The organism is Pseudomonas sp. LAP_36, assembly GCF_019456785.1.
Classification (GTDB): domain Bacteria; phylum Pseudomonadota; class Gammaproteobacteria; order Pseudomonadales; family Pseudomonadaceae; genus Aquipseudomonas; species Aquipseudomonas tritici.
The window spans coordinates 225,331-243,243 of the sequence record NZ_JAHZMS010000006.1; the positions used below are offsets into that span (position 1 = coordinate 225,331).

Consider the following 17,913-nt stretch of genomic DNA (forward strand, 5'->3'; position numbering starts at 1 on the left):
GGGAGTGGTTGCACCTTGGCCGCGAATGCTATTCAACAAAGCAAATAAGGTGCAACCAGTTTCGTGAGAATAAGTTGCACCTTGATGTGAAAAGTGCAAAACACCCCGTTTTTTTGCTACTTTTCGGAGCAAGAACAGCCGAACTCAGAAGCAAACGCACCAAGGCAGAGCCGATTCCGTTGAGGTCCATTTTATTTCAGGTACCCGTGCGAAAATTTCATGCATAAAAAGGGTTGCACCCGGTTGCACCTATGCATGCGCAAAGCTAATCTTGCCGCCAGCTGATGCCACTCGGTAGTGGCACCCATGAGGATAAGAAAATGGCTACGACCACCCTTGGGGTCAAACTTGACGACCCAACCCGCGAGCGCCTCAAGGCTGCCGCGACCTCCATTGATCGCACGCCGCACTGGCTGATCAAGCAGGCGATTTTCAATTACCTGGAGAAACTGGAGGGTGGTGCAACCCTGACTGAACTCAATGGCTTGAGCAGCAAGGAGGCAGACGACGCAGGCGAGGTCCAGAACGACCACGCCCACCAGTGCTTCCTTGAGTTCGCCGAGAGCATCCTGCCGCAGTCCGTACTGCGCGCCTCGATCACCGCCGCTTACCGCCGCCCTGAGCCGGAAGTGGTGCCGATGCTGATCGAGCAGGCTCGCCTGCCGGCCTCGATGGCCGAAGCCACCAACAAGCTCGCCGCCTCGATCGCCGAAAAACTGCGTAACCAGAAAAGTGCCGGCGGCCGTGCCGGGATTGTTCAGGGCCTGCTGCAGGAATTCTCCCTGTCTTCCCAAGAAGGCGTGGCGCTGATGTGCCTGGCCGAAGCGCTGCTGCGTATCCCGGACAAAGGCACCCGTGACGCATTGATCCGCGACAAGATCAGCACCGGCAACTGGCACCCGCACTTGGGCAACAGCCCATCGCTGTTCGTCAACGCCGCCACCTGGGGCCTGTTGCTGACCGGCAAACTGGTCGCCACGCATAACGAAGCAGGGTTGACCTCGTCCTTGAGCCGCATCATCGGCAAAAGCGGCGAGCCGATGATCCGTAAGGGCGTCGACATGGCCATGCGCCTGATGGGCGAGCAGTTCGTCACCGGCGAAACCATCGCCGAAGCCCTGGCTAACGCGAGCAAGTTCGAAGCCAAGGGTTTCCGCTATTCCTACGACATGCTCGGTGAGGCCGCGCTGACTGAACACGATGCGCAGAAGTACCTGGCCTCGTACGAACAAGCCATTCACTCAATCGGCAAAGCCTCCCACGGCCGTGGGATTTATGAAGGCCCGGGCATCTCCATCAAGCTGTCGGCACTGCACCCGCGTTACAGCCGTGCGCAGTACGAACGCGTGATGGATGAGCTGTACCCGCGCCTGCTGTCCCTGACGCTGCTGGCCAAGCAATACGACATCGGTTTGAACATCGACGCCGAAGAGGCCGACCGCCTGGAGCTGTCGCTGGATCTGCTGGAGCGCCTGTGCTTCGAGCCGCAACTGACCGGCTGGAACGGCATCGGTTTCGTGATCCAGGCCTACCAGAAGCGTTGCCCGTATGTGATCGACTACGTCATCGACCTGGCACGCCGCAGCCGCCATCGCCTGATGATCCGACTGGTAAAAGGCGCGTACTGGGACAGCGAGATCAAGCGCGCCCAGGTTGAAGGCCTGGAAGGCTACCCGGTGTACACCCGCAAGGTTTACACCGACGTTTCCTACATTGCCTGCGCACGCAAGCTGCTGTCGGTGCCGGAAGTCATCTACCCGCAGTTCGCCACGCACAACGCCCACACGCTGTCGGCCATCTACCATATCGCCGGTCAGAACTATTACCCCGGCCAGTACGAGTTCCAATGCCTGCACGGCATGGGCGAACCGCTGTACGAGCAGGTTGTAGGCAAAGTATCCGAAGGCAAGCTGAACCGTCCGTGCCGCGTGTACGCACCAGTCGGCACCCACGAAACATTGCTGGCTTACCTGGTACGTCGCCTGCTGGAAAACGGCGCGAACACCTCGTTCGTCAACCGTATCGCCGACCAGTCCATCTCGATTCAGGAGCTGGTGGCCGATCCAGTGGCCAGCATCGAGCAAATGGCTACGCTGGAAGGCGGCTTCGGCCTGCCGCACCCGCGCATCCCTTTGCCGCGTGACCTGTATGGCAGCGACCGCGCCAACTCGGCCGGTATCGACCTGGCCAACGAACATCGCCTGGCCTCCTTGTCCTGCGCCCTGCTGGCCACCGCTCACAACAACTGGAAAGCGGTGCCGATGCTCGGTTGCGCTTCCAGCAATGAAGCAGCGGCACCGGTACTGAACCCTTCCGACCTGCGTGATGTGGTCGGCCATGTGCAGGAAGCCACTGTCGAAGACGTCGACAACGCTATCCAGTGCGCCATCAACGCGGGTCCGATCTGGCAGGCCACCCCGCCCGCCGAACGCGCCGCGATCCTGGAACGCGCCGCCGACCTGATGGAAGGCGAGATCCAACCGCTGATGGGCCTGCTGGCTCGCGAAGCCGGCAAGACCTTCGCCAACGCCATCGCCGAAGTACGCGAGGCCGTGGACTTCCTGCGTTACTACGCCGTGCAGGCGCGCAACGATTTCACCAATGACGCCCACCGCCCACTGGGCCCGGTGGTGTGCATCAGCCCGTGGAACTTCCCGCTGGCGATTTTCAGCGGCCAAGTCGCCGCGGCCTTGGCCGCCGGTAACCCGGTACTGGCCAAGCCTGCCGAGCAAACGCCGCTGGTGGCCGCCCAAGCCGTGCGCATCCTGCTCGAAGCCGGTATTCCGGAAGGCGTGCTGCAATTGCTGCCGGGTCAGGGGGAGAGCGTGGGTGCGCGCCTGGTCGGTGATGATCGCGTCAAAGGCGTGATGTTCACTGGCTCCACTGAAGTGGCGCGCCTGCTGCAACGCAATGTCGCCGGTCGCCTGGATGCCCAGGGCCGTCCGATCCCGCTGATCGCCGAAACTGGCGGCCAGAACGCGATGATCGTCGACTCCTCGGCGCTGACCGAACAAGTGGTCATCGACGTGGTGTCTTCGGCCTTCGACAGCGCCGGCCAACGTTGCTCGGCCCTGCGCGTGCTGTGCCTGCAGGAAGATTCGGCAGACCGTGTGATCGAAATGCTCAAGGGCGCCATGGCGGAATGCCGCTTGGGTAACCCGGAACGTCTGTCCGTCGACATCGGCCCGGTGATCGACGCCGAAGCCAAGGCCGGCATCGAGAAACACATCCAGGCCATGCGCGACAAAGGCCGCAACGTTTACCAAGTGGCGATTGCCGACGGCGAAGAAATCAAGCGCGGCACCTTCGTGATGCCAACCCTGATCGAGCTGGAAAGCTTCGACGAGCTGCAACGCGAGATCTTCGGCCCGGTACTGCACGTGGTGCGTTACAAGCGCAAAGAGATCGACCAGCTCATCGGCCAGATCAACGCTTCCGGCTATGGCCTGACCCTGGGCGTGCACACGCGTATCGACGAGACCATCGCCAAGGTGATCGACAACGTCAATGCCGGTAACGTCTATGTGAACCGCAACATCGTTGGCGCTGTGGTCGGCGTGCAACCCTTCGGCGGCGAAGGCCTGTCGGGCACTGGCCCGAAAGCCGGCGGCCCACTGTACCTGTACCGCCTGCTGTCAATGCGTCCTACGGATGCCATCGAGCAATCCTTCGTACGTGGCGACGCATTGGCTGCACCGGACGTGCGCCTGCGCGACGCCATGAGCCAGCCGCTGACCGCCCTGAAAACCTGGGCCGACAGCAATAAGTTCAGCGAACTGAGTGCCTTGTGCAGCCAGTTCGCCGCGCAATCGCAAAGCGGTATCACCCGCCAACTGGCCGGGCCGACCGGCGAGCGCAACAGCTACGCCATCCTGCCCCGCGAGCACGTACTGTGCCTGGCGGACGTGGAAGGCGATTTGTTGACTCAACTGGCGGCGGTATTGGCGGTGGGCGGTTCGGCGGTATGGCCGGAAACCGAGCTGACCAAGGCGTTGTTCTCACGCCTGCCTAAAGAAATTCAGGCGAAGATCAAGCGCGTGGCCGACTGGACCAAGGATGAAGTGGTGTTTGACGCGGTTCTGCATCACGGTGATTCCGACCAGCTGCGTGCGGTGTGCCAGCAAGTGGCCCAGCGTGGTGGCGCGATTGTTGGGGTGCATGGTTTGTCGCAAGGCGAAACGGCGATTGCGCTGGAGCGTTTGGTGATTGAGCGTGCGCTGAGTGTCAACACTGCTGCAGCGGGCGGTAACGCCAGTTTGATGACCATCGGCTAAACCCTTCCCCCTGTGGGAGCTGGCTTGCCTGCGATGCAAGCGACGCGGTGCTACTGACAGACCGTAGCGATGCCATCGCAGGCAAGCCAGCTCCCACATGGACTGTGCACGCCTTGCGCTGTTGTTTTGCCCCTCCATCACCCAGATCAATCTTGCTATCCAGCCTCCATTCGCGCACTTAGACTCAGGCCAATTCCTCCAAAGGTAAGCCGCCATGTCCGAGACGCTGCTCAGTTCCCGCAATCTGGCTTTCGAGCTGTACGAAGTCCTCGATGCCGAGGGCCTGACCCAGCGCGAGCGGTTTGCCGAGCACAACCGCGAAACCTTCGATGCGGCCATCAGTACCGCGCGCAACATCGCCGAAAAGTATTTCGCCCCTCACAACCGCAAGAACGACGAGAACGAACCGCGCTACGAGAACGGTGCAGCCATCCTGATTCCGGAAGTCAAACCGGCGGTGGATGCCTTCCTTGAAGCCGGGTTTCTCAACGCAGCCCGAAGCTTCGAAGCGGGCGGCATGCAACTGCCCACCCTGCTCTCTCAAGCGTGTTTTGCGCATTTCCAGTCAGCGAACGCGGCGTCCACTTCCTATCCGTTCCTGACCATGGGCGCCGCCAACCTGATCGAAAGTTTCGGCACCGATGATCAGAAACAACGCTTCCTGCAACCGATGATCGACGGCCGCTTCTTCGGCACCATGGCCCTGACCGAACCCCATGCGGGCTCTTCGCTGTCGGATATTCGTACGCGCGCAGAACCTGCGGCGGACGGCACTTACCGGCTCAAGGGCAACAAGATTTTCATCTCCGGTGGCGATCACCCGCTGTCGGAAAACATCGTGCACATGGTGCTGGCCAAGCTGCCGAATGCGCCCGCCGGGGTGAAGGGCATTTCGCTGTTTATCGTGCCCAAGTTCCTGGTCAACGACGATGGCAGCCTGGGCGAGCGCAACGACGTGCTGCTGGCGGGGCTGTTCCACAAGATGGGCTGGCGCGGGACGACGTCCACCGCGCTCAACTTCGGCGATAACGGTAGTTGCGTCGGCTATCTGGTAGGTAAACCGCACCAGGGCCTGAGCTGCATGTTCCAGATGATGAACGAGGCACGCATCGGCGTCGGCATGGGTGCGGTGATGCTCGGTTATGCCGGCTACCTCTACTCGCTGGAATACGCCCGCGAACGCCCACAAGGTCGCCTGCCCGACAGCAAAGACCCCACAACGGCGCCGGTCTCGATCATTCAGCACGCGGATATAAAGCGCATGCTGCTGACCCAAAAATCCTACGTGGAAGGCGCCTTCGACCTTGGCCTCTACGCTGCACGACTGTTCGACGACACCACCACCCTGGAAACCGAAGCCGAGCGCAAGCACGCCCACGAACTGCTGGACCTGCTCACGCCCATCGTCAAATCCTGGCCTTCGGAGTTCTGCCTCAAGGCCAACGAACTGGCAATCCAGATTCTCGGCGGCCATGGCTACACCCGCGAGTACCCGGTGGAACAGTACTACCGCGACAACCGCCTGAACCCGATCCACGAAGGCACCCACGGCATCCAGTCCCTGGATTTGCTGGGGCGCAAGCTCGCGCAGAACGGCGGCGCGGGGTTGAAGCAACTCATACGACTGATTGCCGAAACCGGTGCACGGGCGCAGGAATACCCAAGCCTGACCGCACTAAGGGAACCGCTGGAACAGTTGGTCAACCGCCTGCAAAGCGTCACCATCGGCCTGCTGACGGATCTCGCCCAAGGCAAGGTCAACAGCAGCCTGGCAAATTCGGCGCTGTACTTGAAGGTGTTCGGGCATACGGTGATTGGCTGGCGCTGGCTGGAGCAGGCGATTCGCGCCGAAGAAGGATTGGCCAGGGGCAATGCGGCGGATGTGGCCTTTTATAAAGGCAAGCTCCAGGCCGCCCGGTACTTCCTGACCTGGGAAGTACCGAGCTGCCATCATGAACTGGCAATTCTGGAGGCACGCGATGACACGTGCCTCGGCATGCAGGATGAGTGGTTCTAAGGCGTTCCGATCGCCTTGGCAATCACATCGACCGTGGCGCTGACTTGCTCTTGGTAACGGTCGAGTTCCTGCTGGTGAGCCTGCTGCATTTCGATCTGCTCGGCGCACAGGTTCAGCGCCGCCAGCACCAGTAATTTGTCACCGATCAGGGTCGGGTACTTTTTCTTGGTGGTGGCAAGGGACGCCTTGAGCAGGGTCACGGCGTGCATCAGGGTTTTGTCTTCCCCGGCCGGTGCCTTGATCGAGTAATCCTCTCCGAGAATCGAAACGACCTTTATCCCTTCACTCATGCGCTGACAGGCCCTGCGCTCACACGCTCAACCAGCGCCTGGATACGGGCGGCGGTAGCGCCGTGCTTTTCTTCCTGCTCCATCAGGTTCAGTTGTAGGCTGTCGTTCTCATCCTTGGCGCGGGCCAATTCCGCCTTGAGGGATTCGTTGGTGCCCAGCAGATCCTGATTTTGTTGTACCAAGTCGCTGACGAGTTGTTCCAATTGGCTGAGGGATGCTTCTAACATTTTGATTTCTCTGGCTTTTCAAAGGGCGGTGACGATAAAGAAAATTCACCTCGGATGCCAGGGTTATCCCTGGCGCGCAGCCCGATTTTTAAGGGCCGGGCCGCACTTTCGAGCCTTAGTGACTGCATTTACCCGATCTGGTTCCTGAATCGACCAAGCCCCTCGTCAGGTGCGACAAAAACGCACACGCCCCTTTAGACTTTAGTCGTACGACCGATAGAGAGGGACACACCGTCTCATGGCCGCACGGATCGCGCTCTCCCCCAGGATTCCCCCATGTCGCTTCGTAATATGAATATCGCTCCGAGGGCCTTCCTCGGCTTCGCGTTTATCGGCGCGTTGATGTTGTTTCTTGGCGTGTTCGCCCTGAACCAGATGAGCAAGATACGAGCCGCTACCGAAGACATCACCCTGGCCAGCGTGCCGAGCATTCGCGCCCTCGATGAGTTCACCCAACTGACGTTGCGCCTACGGGTGCTGTCGTACCGCTTGCTGACTAACCGTGAGCCGGAGGTTCAGCAAAAGACGCTGGAAGCCTTTGAAGTGCGTAATCAGCAGATTCGCACGGCCCAGGGCATCTACGAAAAACTGATCGAGAGCAGCGAAGAGCGTACGGCCTACGACGACTACGTGCGCTTGCTTGGCCAGTACCATCAGATTGAAGAACGCATGAAGAGCCTGTCGCGGGCCAATCAGGTGGAAGAGCTGCGCAGCCTGCTCAATAACGAATTGCTGAGCAACTCCGAACAGGTCAACGCCGTGCTCACGCGCCTGCTGGACATCAATAACAAGATGGCCCTGGCGACTAACAAGGAGGCGGAAGACCAATACACAATGGCCTTCAACATGGTGGTGAGCCTCTTGGTGATCGCCACGCTGCTGACCCTCCTGTTCGCCTGGCTGCTGACCCGCAGCATCACCCTGCCCATTTCCCAGGCACTGGAAGCGGCGGAAGAAGTGGCCGAAGGCAACCTGACTCGCCCGATCAAAGTCGACGGCAACGACGAAGCCGGGCGCCTGCTGGCCGCCATGGCCAAGATGCAGGACAAGCTGCGCGACACCCTGCAACGCATCGCCGGTTCCGCTACCCAGCTCGCGTCAGCTGCCGAAGAGCTGAACGCGGTCACCGACGAAAGCGCCCGTGGCCTGACCCAGCAAAACAACGAAATCGAACAAGCCGCCACTGCGGTGAATGAGATGACCAGCGCTGTCGAAGAAGTCGCACGCAATGCGGTGAGCACCTCCGAAGCTTCGCGCAACGCCACCACCTCCGCCGGTGATGGCCGTGACTTGGTGCAGGAAACCGTCAGTGCCATCGAACGCATGAGCGGCGACGTACAGGCCACCGCCACGCTGATCGGCGACCTGGCCAATGAGTCGCGCGATATCGGCAAGGTGCTCGACGTGATTCGCGGCCTGGCCGACCAGACCAACCTGCTGGCCCTTAACGCCGCGATTGAAGCGGCGCGCGCCGGTGAAGCCGGACGAGGCTTTGCGGTGGTTGCCGACGAAGTACGCGCACTCGCCCATCGTACCCAGCAGTCGACCAGCGAAATCGAGCGGATGATCGGAAGTATCCAGGCGGGTACAGAGCATGCGGTGGATTCGATGCGCAACAGCACCGAACGCGCTGAGTCGACGCTGAACATCGCCAAAGGCGCGGGGATGTCGCTGGATACCATCAATACCGCGATCATCGAGATCAACGAACGCAACCTGGTGATCGCCAGCGCGGCGGAAGAACAGGCGCAAGTGGCGCGTGAAGTGGACCGCAACCTGGTGAACATCCGCGACCTGTCGGTGCAATCAGCGACCGGCGCCAGCCAGACCAGTGCGGCGAGCAGTGAGCTGTCACGGTTGGCGGTGGATTTGAACGGGATGGTGGGGCGGTTCCGTCTCTGAAATAAGATTCGCCTGACGACGCCTATCCCTGTGGGAGCTGGCCTGCCTGCGATAGCAATGTGTCAGCCAGCGCCTCTAGCGCCTGACACGCCGCCATCGCAGGCAAGCCAGCTCCCACATTTGGCTTTGCGCAAATCAGAAAAACCTTTTTGACAGCGCAGCAATTCAACAGGTTAGAATCGCTGGCACGCAGACTGCATGGTCAGTTTGCGCCCTGTCTTGTTTGCTCATGGAGTACTGCCTTTGAATGCGACGACCATCAACAGCCTGTTCTTGATCGGCGCGTTGCTGGTGAGTGCGAGCATTCTGGTGAGTTCTCTTTCGTCCCGCCTGGGTATTCCGATCCTGGTGATCATCCTGGCCGTGGGCATGGTCGCCGGCGTGGATGGCGGCGGCATCATCTTCGATAACTACCCGACCGCCTACCTGGTGGGCAACCTCGCCCTGGCCGTAATCCTGCTCGACGGCGGTTTGCGCACCCGGGTCGCGAGTTTCCGCGTGGCACTCTGGCCGGCCTTGTCGCTGGCCACGGTGGGGGTGTTGATTACCACCGGCCTCACCGGTATGGCTGCGGCCTGGCTGTTTGACCTCAATATCATCCAGGGCCTGTTGATTGGCGCCATCGTCGGTTCGACGGACGCCGCCGCGGTGTTTTCGCTGCTCGGCGGCAAGGGCCTGAACGAACGGGTGACCGCCAGCCTGGAAATTGAATCCGGCAGCAACGACCCGATGGCCGTGTTCCTCACGGTCACGTTGATCGACATGATTGCCAGTGGCCAGACCGGCCTGCACTGGAGCCTGCTCACTCACCTGCTCCGCGAGTTCGGCATCGGCGGTATCGTCGGCCTGGGCGGCGGCTGGCTGATGCTGCAGATGGTCAACCGGATCAACCTGGCCAACGGCCTGTACCCGATTTTGGTGATTGCCGGCGGCCTGTTCGTCTTCGCCCTGACCAACGCCCTGCATGGCAGCGGCTTCCTCGCCGTGTACCTGTGCGGCCTGGTGATCGGCAACCGCCCGGTGCGTAGCCGTCATGGCATTTTGCATATGCTCGACGGCATGGCGTGGCTGGCGCAGATCGGCATGTTCTTGGTGCTGGGCCTGTTGGTCACGCCCCATGATTTGCTGCCCATTGCCCTGCCGGCGTTGGGCCTGGCACTGTGGATGATCCTGTTTGCTCGGCCGCTGTCGGTGATGGTCGGCTTGCTGCCGTTCAAGGCGTTTCATGGCCGCGAAAAAGCCTTTATCGCCTGGGTCGGCCTGCGCGGCGCGGTCCCGATCATTCTGGCGGTGTTCCCGCTGATGGCCGGCCTGCCCCATGCACAGCTGTACTTCAACCTGGCGTTCTTTATCGTGCTGGTCTCGCTGCTGGTGCAGGGCACGAGCCTGCCGTGGGTGGCCAAGCTGCTCAAAGTCACCGTACCGCCGGACCCGGCGCCGATCTCCCGTGCGGCCCTGGAAGTGCATGTCACCAGCGAGTGGGAGCTGTTCGTCTACCGCCTGGGCGCAGAAAAATGGTGCATCGGCGCCGCCCTGCGTGAGCTGAAAATGCCCGAAGGTACGCGGATCGCGGCGTTGTTCCGTGGCCAGCAACTGCTCCATCCGTCGGGTAGTACGGTGCTGGAGGTGGATGATTTGCTCTGCGTGATCGGTCACGAACACAACCTGCCAGCCCTGGGCAAACTGTTCAGCCAGGCACCGCAACGCGGTTTGGATTTGCGCTTCTTCGGCGACTTCGTACTGGAAGGCGACGCCCAGCTGGGCGCGGTTTCCGCCCTGTACGGCTTGAAGCTGGAGGGCATTGACCCGGACATGCCGCTGAGCCGCTTCATCACCCAGAAAGTCGGCGGTGCGCCAGTCGTAGGCGACCAGGTGGAGTGGAACAACACCATCTGGACCGTCGCGGTCATGGACGGGAACAAGATTGGCAAAGTGGGCGTCAGATTCCCCGAAGGAAGTCGCCCGGGCCCCGGACTCTTCCTCTAAACTGCGGGGCGACAGTTCGCCCCCTTTTTTTCATTTTGCTCGACCGGTCTCTATGCCAACTCTGCGCACATTTCTCGCCACTGCCCTGCTGGGCTTGACCCTCTGTGTCGGCACCGTCCACGCGGCCGACCCGCCCAACGCCGACGCCATCCAGCAAACCCTGGACAAGCTGCCCGACCGTAAGCTGCCCGACGCCGACATGAAGGCGTTGCAGGCGATCCTGCAACAGACCCTGACGTACCTGGGCAACAAGCAGGACTATGAGCAGCGCCTCGTCGACCTGAAGCGCCAACTGGAAGACGCCCCGCGCCAGACCACCGAGAACCAGCGCGAGCTGACCCGGCTCAAGGCCACCAAAGTCATCCCGGTGGCCCAACGCTACGCCACCCTGCCTGTGCCGCAGCTTGAGCAACTATTAGTGCAGCGCAGCACCCAGCAGGGCGACCTGCAAAAAGAACTGGCCGACGCCAACAGCCTGTCCATCGCCGCACAGACCCGGCCCGAGCGCGCCCAGACCGAAATCAGCAGCAGCCAGACGCGCATCCTGCAGATCAATTCGATCCTCAAGGCTGGCAAAGACAACGGCAAAACCCTCAATGCCGACCAGCGCAACCAGCTCAACGCCGAACTGGCCGCCCTGAACGCCCTGATCCCCTTGCGCCGCCAGGAACTGGCGGGCAACAGCCAACTGCAAGACCTGGGCAACAGCCAGCACGACCTGATTCAGGAAAAAACCGCGCGCCTGGAGCAAGAAATCCAGGACCTGCAAACCCTGATCAACCAGAAGCGCCTGGCCCAATCCCAGCAGACCGTCACCCAGCAGTCCATCGAAGCGCAAAAAGCTGGCGGCAGCAGCCTGCTGGCCACGGAAAGCGCGGCCAACCTCAAGCTCTCCGACTACCTGCTTAAAAGCACTGACCGCCTCAACGACCTGACCCAGAAAAACCTGCAAACCAAGCAGCAGCTGGACACCGTGAGCCAGAGCGACTCGGCCCTGGACGAGCAGATCAACGTGCTCAAGGGCAGCCTGCTGCTGTCCAAGATCCTCTACAAACAGAAACAGGCGCTGCCGCGCCTGACGGTAGACCGCGACCTGGCAGACGACATCGCCAACATTCGCCTGTACCAATTTGAGGTCAACCAGCAGCGCGAGCTGATCAGTTCGCCCAGCGCCTATGTGGATAACTTGCTGGCCAACCAGGCGCCGGAGGATGTCACCCCGCAACTGCGCCGCACGTTGCTGGAACTGGCCATCACCCGCAGCGACCTGCTGGAGCGCCTGAGCCGAGAGCTGAGCTCGCTGCTGAATGAATCCATCACGTTGCAACTGAACCAGAAACAACTGCTCAGCACCGCCACCACCCTGCGGGCGACGTTGGATGAGCAGATGTTCTGGATCCCCAGCAACAAGCCGCTGGACACCGAGTGGCTGGAAACGGTCCCGGCGCACCTGAGCAAGCAAGTTGCCACACTGCCGTGGGCCTCCAGCGTCAGCGAACTTTATGACGGCCTGACCCAGCGCCCGCTGCTGTTCCTGCCGCTGCTGCTGGTGATCGGTGCCCTGCTGTGGCGACGTAAAGCCCTGTATCAGCGCCTGAGCAAGGTCCACCTGGATATCGGCCACTTCAAACGCGACAGCCAGTGGCACACGCCGCAGGCCATCCTGATCAACATCCTGCTGGCGATGCCGGTAGCACTGGGCCTGGCGCTGTGCGGCTATGCACTGCAAATCGACGCCCGTGGGCAGAACGCCAACCTCGGCGCTGCGTTGCTGCAAATCGCCCAGGCCTGGCTGGTGTTCTACACCGCTTATCGCATCCTGGCGCCGGGTGGCGTGGCGGAATTGCACTTCCGCTGGGAAAAACCCCAGGTCGAATTCCTGCAAGGCTGGATACGCAAGCTCGGGCTGGTGGTGCTGGCGCTGGTGGCCGTTGTGGCGATCGCCGAGCACCAGCCGGCGGCGCTGGCGGACGATGTGCTGGGCATTGGCGTGGTGCTCACGTGCTACGCGCTGATGGCCTGGTTGCTGGGTCGCCTGCTGCTCAACAGCCCAACCCATGAAAAAGCCTCACTGTTTCGCAAGGCGATCGGCCTGCTGTTTACCGCCCTGCCCGTCGCCCTGTTTATCGCCGTGTGCTTTGGCTATTACTACACCGCGCTCAAGCTCAGCGACCGCCTGATCAACACCCTGTACCTGCTGATGTTCTGGCTGGTGATCGAAGCCACCTTTGTACGCGGCCTGGGTGTTGCGGCACGGCGACTGGCCTATGCGCGGGCACTGGCTAAACGCCAGGCCGCCAAGGAAGCCGGTGATGGCGAAGCGGTGATCGAAGAGCCGACCCTGGACATCGAGCAGGTTAACGAGCAGTCGATGCGCCTGATCCGCCTGGCCTTGCTCGGCGGCTTCATCGCGGCGCTGTACTGGGTGTGGTCGGACCTGATCTCGGTATTTTCCTACCTGGACAACGTCACCCTGTACGAATACACCAGCGGCACCGGAGCGAATATCAGCATGGTGCCGATCAGCATCGGCGATTTCCTCGGCGCGTTGATCATCATCGGCATTACCTTCGCACTGGCGCGCAACCTGCCCGGTTTGCTCGAGGTGCTGGTGCTGTCCAAATTGGAGCTGGCCCAGGGCAGCGCCTACGCGACGACCACGCTGTTGTCGTATGTGATTGCCGGCATCGGTTTTGTCTCCACCCTCTCCACCCTCGGCGTGAGCTGGGACAAGTTGCAATGGCTGGTGGCGGCGCTGTCGGTGGGGTTGGGCTTTGGTATGCAGGAGATCTTCGCCAACTTTATCTCCGGCATCATGATCCTGTTCGAACGCCCGGTGCGCATCGGTGACACCATCACCATCGGCAACCTGTCGGGCACGGTGAGCAAGATCCGCATCCGCGCCACGACGATCACCGACTTTGACCGCAAGGACATCATTGTCCCGAACAAAACCTTCATTACCGGGCAACTGATCAACTGGTCGCTGACCGATACCATCACCCGGGTCACCCTGAAGCTGGGCGTGGACTACGGCTCCGATCTGGACCTGGTGAAGGAATTGTTGCTCAAGGCTGCCAGGGAAAACCCACGCGTGTTGAAGGAACCGGAACCGCTGGTGTACTTCCTCAACTTCGGCGAAAGCACCCTCGACCACGAGCTGCGCATGCACGTGCGCGACCTGGGCGACCGCAACCCCGTGCTGGATGAGGTCAACCGCTACATCAACCGTGAGTTCAAGAAGCAGCACATCAACATCTCGTTCCGGCAGATGGAGGTGTACCTCAAGAACATGCACGGCCAGGAGTACAAGCTGGTGCCGGTCGAAGACGAGCGCAAGACCATCGTCGGGCCGGCCCCTGAGCAGGACACCCCCGAGCCGCCAGCCGCCAAAGTCGAAGATGCGCCGGAGCCTCCGCCGAGCAAACTCGACTAACGCCGCTATCCCCAGCAGAATGCTCGGACATTCTGCTGGAGATGGCCGGTGAAAGCCCTCGACGAACTGACCTTCGACAACCGCTTCGCACGCCTGGGCGACGCGTTCTCAACCCACGTACTGCCCGAACCCCTCGACGCACCGCGCCTGGTAGTGGCGAGTAACGCTGCCATGGCGTTGCTCGACCTCGACCCGGCCGTGGCCGAAACGCCGGTGTTTGCCGAGCTGTTTGGCGGGCACAAGCTGTGGGCCGAGGCAGAGCCGAGGGCGATGGTCTATTCCGGGCATCAGTTCGGCGGCTACACCCCGCAACTGGGCGATGGCCGTGGGCTGTTGCTGGGTGAGGTGTATAACGAGGCCAGCGAGCACTGGGACCTGCACCTCAAGGGCGCCGGTATGACGCCTTACTCGCGCATGGGCGATGGGCGCGCCGTGTTGCGCTCTTCGATCCGCGAGTTTTTAGCCTCCGAAGCGCTGCACGCGCTGGGTATCCCCAGCAGCCGCGCGCTGTGCGTGATCGGTTCCGACACCCCGGTGTGGCGTGAGAAGCAGGAACGAGGCGCGATGCTGCTGCGCATGGCGCCGAGCCATATCCGCTTCGGGCATTTCGAGTATTTCTATTACACCAAAAAGCCCGAACAGCAGGCACTTTTGGCTGAACACGTATTGAACCTGCATTACCCCGAGTGCCGCGAACAACCAGAGCCTTACTTGGCCATGTTCCGCGAAATCGTCGAGCGCAACGCCGAATTGATCGCCAAGTGGCAGGCGTATGGCTTCTGCCACGGCGTGATGAACACCGACAACATGTCGATCTTGGGCATCACCTTCGACTTCGGGCCGTTTTCGTTTCTGGATGACTTTGACGCGCACTTCATCTGCAACCACTCCGACCATGAAGGACGTTACTCCTTCAGCAACCAAGTGCCGATTGGGCAGTGGAACCTCAGTGCATTGGCACAGGCGTTGACGCCGTTTATCCGCGTCGATGCGTTGAAAGAAGCGCTGGGCTTGTACCTGCCGCTGTATCAGGCGAACTACCTGGATTTGATGCGCCGCCGTCTCGGGCTGACCACCGCCGAAGATGATGACCAGAAGCTGGTGGAGCGCTTGTTGCAACTGATGCAGAACAGTGGCGTTGACTACACGCTGTTCTTCCGCCGCCTGGGAGATGAGTCGGCGGCGCTGGCCGTGGCACGACTGCGCGACGACTTTGTCGACCTGGCCGGGTTTGATGCCTGGGCTGAGTTGTACAAGGCTCGTGTTGAACGGGACGGGGATTACAGCGAGGAACAGCGCCGTGAGCGGATGCACGCGGTGAACCCGCTGTACATCCTGCGCAACTACCTCGCGCAGAACGCCATCACCGCCGCCGAGTCAGGCGATTACAGCGAAGTCCGGCGGCTGCATGAGGTGCTGTCCAAGCCGTTCGAGGAGCAAGCGGGGATGGAGCAATACGCGCAGCGGCCGCCGGATTGGGGCAAACACCTGGAAATCAGCTGTTCCTCATAAGCACTGTAGTGAGCGGGCTTGTCCCGCGCTGGGTGGCGAAGCCGCCCCAATAGAGCCGCCACGGTGTTTCATGAAGATCGCGGTGCTTGGGTTTAGGGCTGCTTCGCAGCCCAGCGCGGGGCAAGCCCGCTCACTACAGGCCTGCGCTTACCTTGATAAACGTCAGCGCCGGCTCCAGATTGAACCCATTGGCCACACCCTAGGAGCCCCTGATGTCCGAATCGCTTGTAATCCCCTGCCCACATTGCAACGGCCTCAACCGCACCCCCGGCGAACGCCTGAGTGACGCGCCCAAATGCGGGCGTTGCAAGCAGCCGGTGTTGTTGAGCAAGCCTTTCGAGCTGAAGCAGGGCGACTATGCCAGCCAGATCAAGGGCGACCTGCCGTTACTGGTGGATGTGTGGGCCGACTGGTGCGGGCCGTGCAAGTCGTTCGCGCCGGTGTTTGAGCAGGCGGCTGGGCAGTTGGAGGGCAAGTGCCGGTTGGCCAAGCTCGACAGCGAGGCCAATCAGCAGTTGTCGGCGCAGTTGGGGATTCGTTCGATTCCCAGCCTGATTCTGTTCAAGAATGGCCGCGAAGTGGCGCGTCAGAGCGGGGCGTTTCCGTTGCCGCAGTTGATGAGTTGGTTGCGTAGCCAGGGGGTATAACCAAATCGTCAAAACATCACCGGCCAATGTGGGAGCGGGCTTGCTCGCGAAGGCGGTGTGTCAGTCGCTGCATTAGCTGACTGAACCACCGCCTTCGCGAGCAAGCCCGCTCCCACATTTGGATCGCGTTTTACCTTGAGGCCACGGGTGCTTCTCGGTCGATCATCTGGCCGACGAGCATTACGCCGAGTTCGCTCAATTGGTGGATGGCCAGGGCTACGTCACGGTGTTCGCCGCTGAGGTCGTTGGACAGGTTGAGTAATAGGGTGCGGACGGAGGAGAAGGTTTCGTAGCTGTTGAGGACGAGGGTTTCGGTGGGGAGGTTGGGGGTGACGGTGAATAACATGCTTTTCGTTCTCTGATAGGGCCACCACCTATTCGCTACTAAACGAGGGCGGCAGCTGTACGCAGGTTAGTAGACCGGGAACGAAAGCAAAAACCGGCGCACCCGAAGGTGCCCTGCGCACAGCCACCATCAGATAGGCGAGAAAACGCCATGCTTTAGGAGCAGTGCACATACTTTCGTCTGTTTGGGCTACTAAACCCGGCCACTGAGAATTCAGCGGCCCGAGAACCTTAGAGACGCCCATCCAGACGCACAAGCCGGGCGATTCTGGCTTACCTGTAGGCAACGTTACAAGGCACCCCCCCCTATTGCCAGACCCTTCCTACAGCCTCTGTGGGACAAATCCAAATCCCCCTGCAGGAATGCAATGCAAATGTGGGAGCGGGCTTGCTCGCGAAAGCGGTGTGTCAGTCGCTGCATTAGCTGACTGAACCACCGCTTTCGCGAGCAAGCCCGCTCCCACAGGGGTTTTGTGTTGTCTTTCAGGTCACGCGTTTTCCAGCAGGTTATGCAATTCCACAAACTGCTGCGTCAGCTTATGCCGTGGGTCCAGATGGATCAGCGGCTTGTTCTCCTGATGCGACTCACGCATGCGCACGGAGCTGGTCAGGTACACCGGCAGCACCGGCAACCCTTCTGCAATCAACTCATCGAGCATCTGCTGCGGCAAGCTCGCTCGCGCCTGGAACTGGTTGACCACGATACCTTCCACTTCCAGGCCTTCGTTGTGGTCTTCCTTCAATTCTTCGATTTCAGCCAGCAGGCCGTACAGTGCCTGACGGGAGAAGCTGTCGCAATCAAACGGGATCAGCACGCGATCGGCAGCAATCAGCGCCGAAACCGCATAAAAATTCAGCGCCGGCGGCGTATCCAGGTAAATCCGGTCGTAGTCTTCGCTCAGTTCGTCCAACAGCTTTCGCAGCTTGTTGATCTTGTGCTTGGCTTCAAGCTTGGGCTGCAGGTCTGCCAATTCCGCAGTGGCGGTGATCACATGCAGGTTGTCGAAGGGGGTTTCGTAGATATCGACTTTGTTTTTCTTGGAAAACGGCCCGGAAGACAGGGTTTGCTTGAAAAAATCCGCGATACCCATGGGGATGTCGTCGCCGGTCAGCCCTGTGAGGTATTGGGTTGAGTTGGCTTGTGCATCGAGGTCCACCAACAGGGTTCGATAGCCTTCACTGGCGCTGACCGCCGCCAGGTTGCAGGCAATGCTGGACTTGCCAACGCCGCCTTTTTGATTGAACACCACGCGCCGCATGGAAAAACCTCCGTGTAT

10 protein-coding genes and 2 pseudogenes are annotated in these 17,913 nt (G+C 60.9%); 8 read left to right on the forward strand and 4 right to left on the reverse strand.

The annotated features are described in order from the left end of the window. Nucleotides 1–320: 320 nt before the first annotated feature. The gene (gene putA, locus JBO08_RS20030; protein WP_065875279.1) at nt 321–4,274 is read left to right on the forward strand and encodes a trifunctional transcriptional regulator/proline dehydrogenase/L-glutamate gamma-semialdehyde dehydrogenase; all 3,954 of its coding nucleotides are present in this window, start codon (nt 321–323) and stop codon (nt 4,272–4,274) included. Between the two features lie 214 nt (nt 4,275–4,488). After that, the gene (locus JBO08_RS20035; protein ID WP_065889136.1) at nt 4,489–6,291 is read left to right on the forward strand and encodes an acyl-CoA dehydrogenase; all 1,803 of its coding nucleotides are present in this window, start codon (nt 4,489–4,491) and stop codon (nt 6,289–6,291) included. Here JBO08_RS20035 and JBO08_RS20040 read toward each other — a convergent pair. Next, nucleotides 6,288–6,581 (reverse strand): cell division protein ZapA, encoded by a 294-nt coding sequence (locus tag JBO08_RS20040; RefSeq protein ID WP_065875281.1) that lies wholly within the window; start codon nt 6,579–6,581, stop codon nt 6,288–6,290. The genes JBO08_RS20035 and JBO08_RS20040 overlap by 4 nt on opposite strands. Further along, nucleotides 6,578–6,808, reverse strand: a complete 231-nt coding sequence (locus JBO08_RS20045; protein ID WP_049710369.1) for a hypothetical protein — start codon at nt 6,806–6,808, stop codon at nt 6,578–6,580. Before JBO08_RS20045 ends, JBO08_RS20040 begins: the two co-directional genes overlap by 4 nt. 342 nt (nt 6,809–7,150) lie before the next feature. On the opposite strand from JBO08_RS20045, the pseudogene JBO08_RS28540 reads away from it, so the two are divergent. From JBO08_RS28540 to trxC, 6 genes and pseudogenes are all read left to right on the forward strand, one after another. Then, nucleotides 7,151–7,807: pseudogene (locus JBO08_RS28540) on the forward strand (MCP four helix bundle domain-containing protein); the annotation flags it as partial. Between the two features lie 303 nt (nt 7,808–8,110). Further along, nucleotides 8,111–8,710: pseudogene (locus tag JBO08_RS28545) on the forward strand (methyl-accepting chemotaxis protein); the annotation flags it as partial. 243 nt (nt 8,711–8,953) lie between these two features. After that, entirely contained in the window at nt 8,954–10,696 is a 1,743-nt protein-coding gene (locus JBO08_RS20055; protein ID WP_065875283.1) for a potassium/proton antiporter, read from the forward strand. Nucleotides 10,697–10,748: 52 nt separating this feature from the next. Further along, nucleotides 10,749–14,132: a mechanosensitive channel MscK gene (gene mscK, locus JBO08_RS20060; RefSeq protein ID WP_065875284.1), complete on the forward strand. Its 3,384-nt coding sequence runs from the start codon at nt 10,749–10,751 to the stop codon at nt 14,130–14,132. Between the two features lie 48 nt (nt 14,133–14,180). Then, nucleotides 14,181–15,644, forward strand: coding sequence for a protein adenylyltransferase SelO (gene selO, locus JBO08_RS20065; RefSeq protein ID WP_065875285.1), 1,464 nt, complete (start codon nt 14,181–14,183; stop codon nt 15,642–15,644). Between the two features lie 212 nt (nt 15,645–15,856). Beyond that, nucleotides 15,857–16,291, forward strand: a complete 435-nt coding sequence (gene trxC, locus JBO08_RS20070; protein ID WP_065909722.1) for a thioredoxin TrxC — start codon at nt 15,857–15,859, stop codon at nt 16,289–16,291. A gap of 130 nt (nt 16,292–16,421) precedes the next feature. Here the strand turns inward: trxC and JBO08_RS20075 are convergent, their stop codons facing one another. Then, a complete protein-coding gene (locus tag JBO08_RS20075; RefSeq protein ID WP_065879846.1) occupies nt 16,422–16,637 on the reverse strand; it encodes a DUF6124 family protein in 216 nt (71 codons plus the stop codon). A 487-nt stretch (nt 16,638–17,124) separates the two neighbouring features. Continuing rightward, nucleotides 17,125–17,895: a ParA family protein gene (locus JBO08_RS20080; RefSeq protein ID WP_049710378.1), complete on the reverse strand. Its 771-nt coding sequence runs from the start codon at nt 17,893–17,895 to the stop codon at nt 17,125–17,127. Nucleotides 17,896–17,913 lie beyond the last annotated feature (18 nt).

What these genes read in the sequence shown, in the direction of transcription:
- mscK (WP_065875284.1), top strand. Translation starts at nt 10,749, where the DNA reads ATGCCAACTCTGCGCACATTTCTCGCCACTGCCCTGCTGGGCTTGACC.
- JBO08_RS20035 (WP_065889136.1), top strand. Translation starts at nt 4,489, where the DNA reads ATGTCCGAGACGCTGCTCAGTTCCCGCAATCTGGCTTTCGAGCTGTAC.
- trxC (WP_065909722.1), top strand. Translation starts at nt 15,857, where the DNA reads ATGTCCGAATCGCTTGTAATCCCCTGCCCACATTGCAACGGCCTCAAC.
- JBO08_RS20040 (WP_065875281.1), bottom strand. Translation starts at nt 6,581, where the DNA reads ATGAGTGAAGGGATAAAGGTCGTTTCGATTCTCGGAGAGGATTACTCG.
- JBO08_RS20045 (WP_049710369.1), bottom strand. Translation starts at nt 6,808, where the DNA reads ATGTTAGAAGCATCCCTCAGCCAATTGGAACAACTCGTCAGCGACTTG.
- putA (WP_065875279.1), top strand. Translation starts at nt 321, where the DNA reads ATGGCTACGACCACCCTTGGGGTCAAACTTGACGACCCAACCCGCGAG.
- JBO08_RS20080 (WP_049710378.1), bottom strand. Translation starts at nt 17,895, where the DNA reads ATGCGGCGCGTGGTGTTCAATCAAAAAGGCGGCGTTGGCAAGTCCAGC.
- JBO08_RS20075 (WP_065879846.1), bottom strand. Translation starts at nt 16,637, where the DNA reads ATGTTATTCACCGTCACCCCCAACCTCCCCACCGAAACCCTCGTCCTC.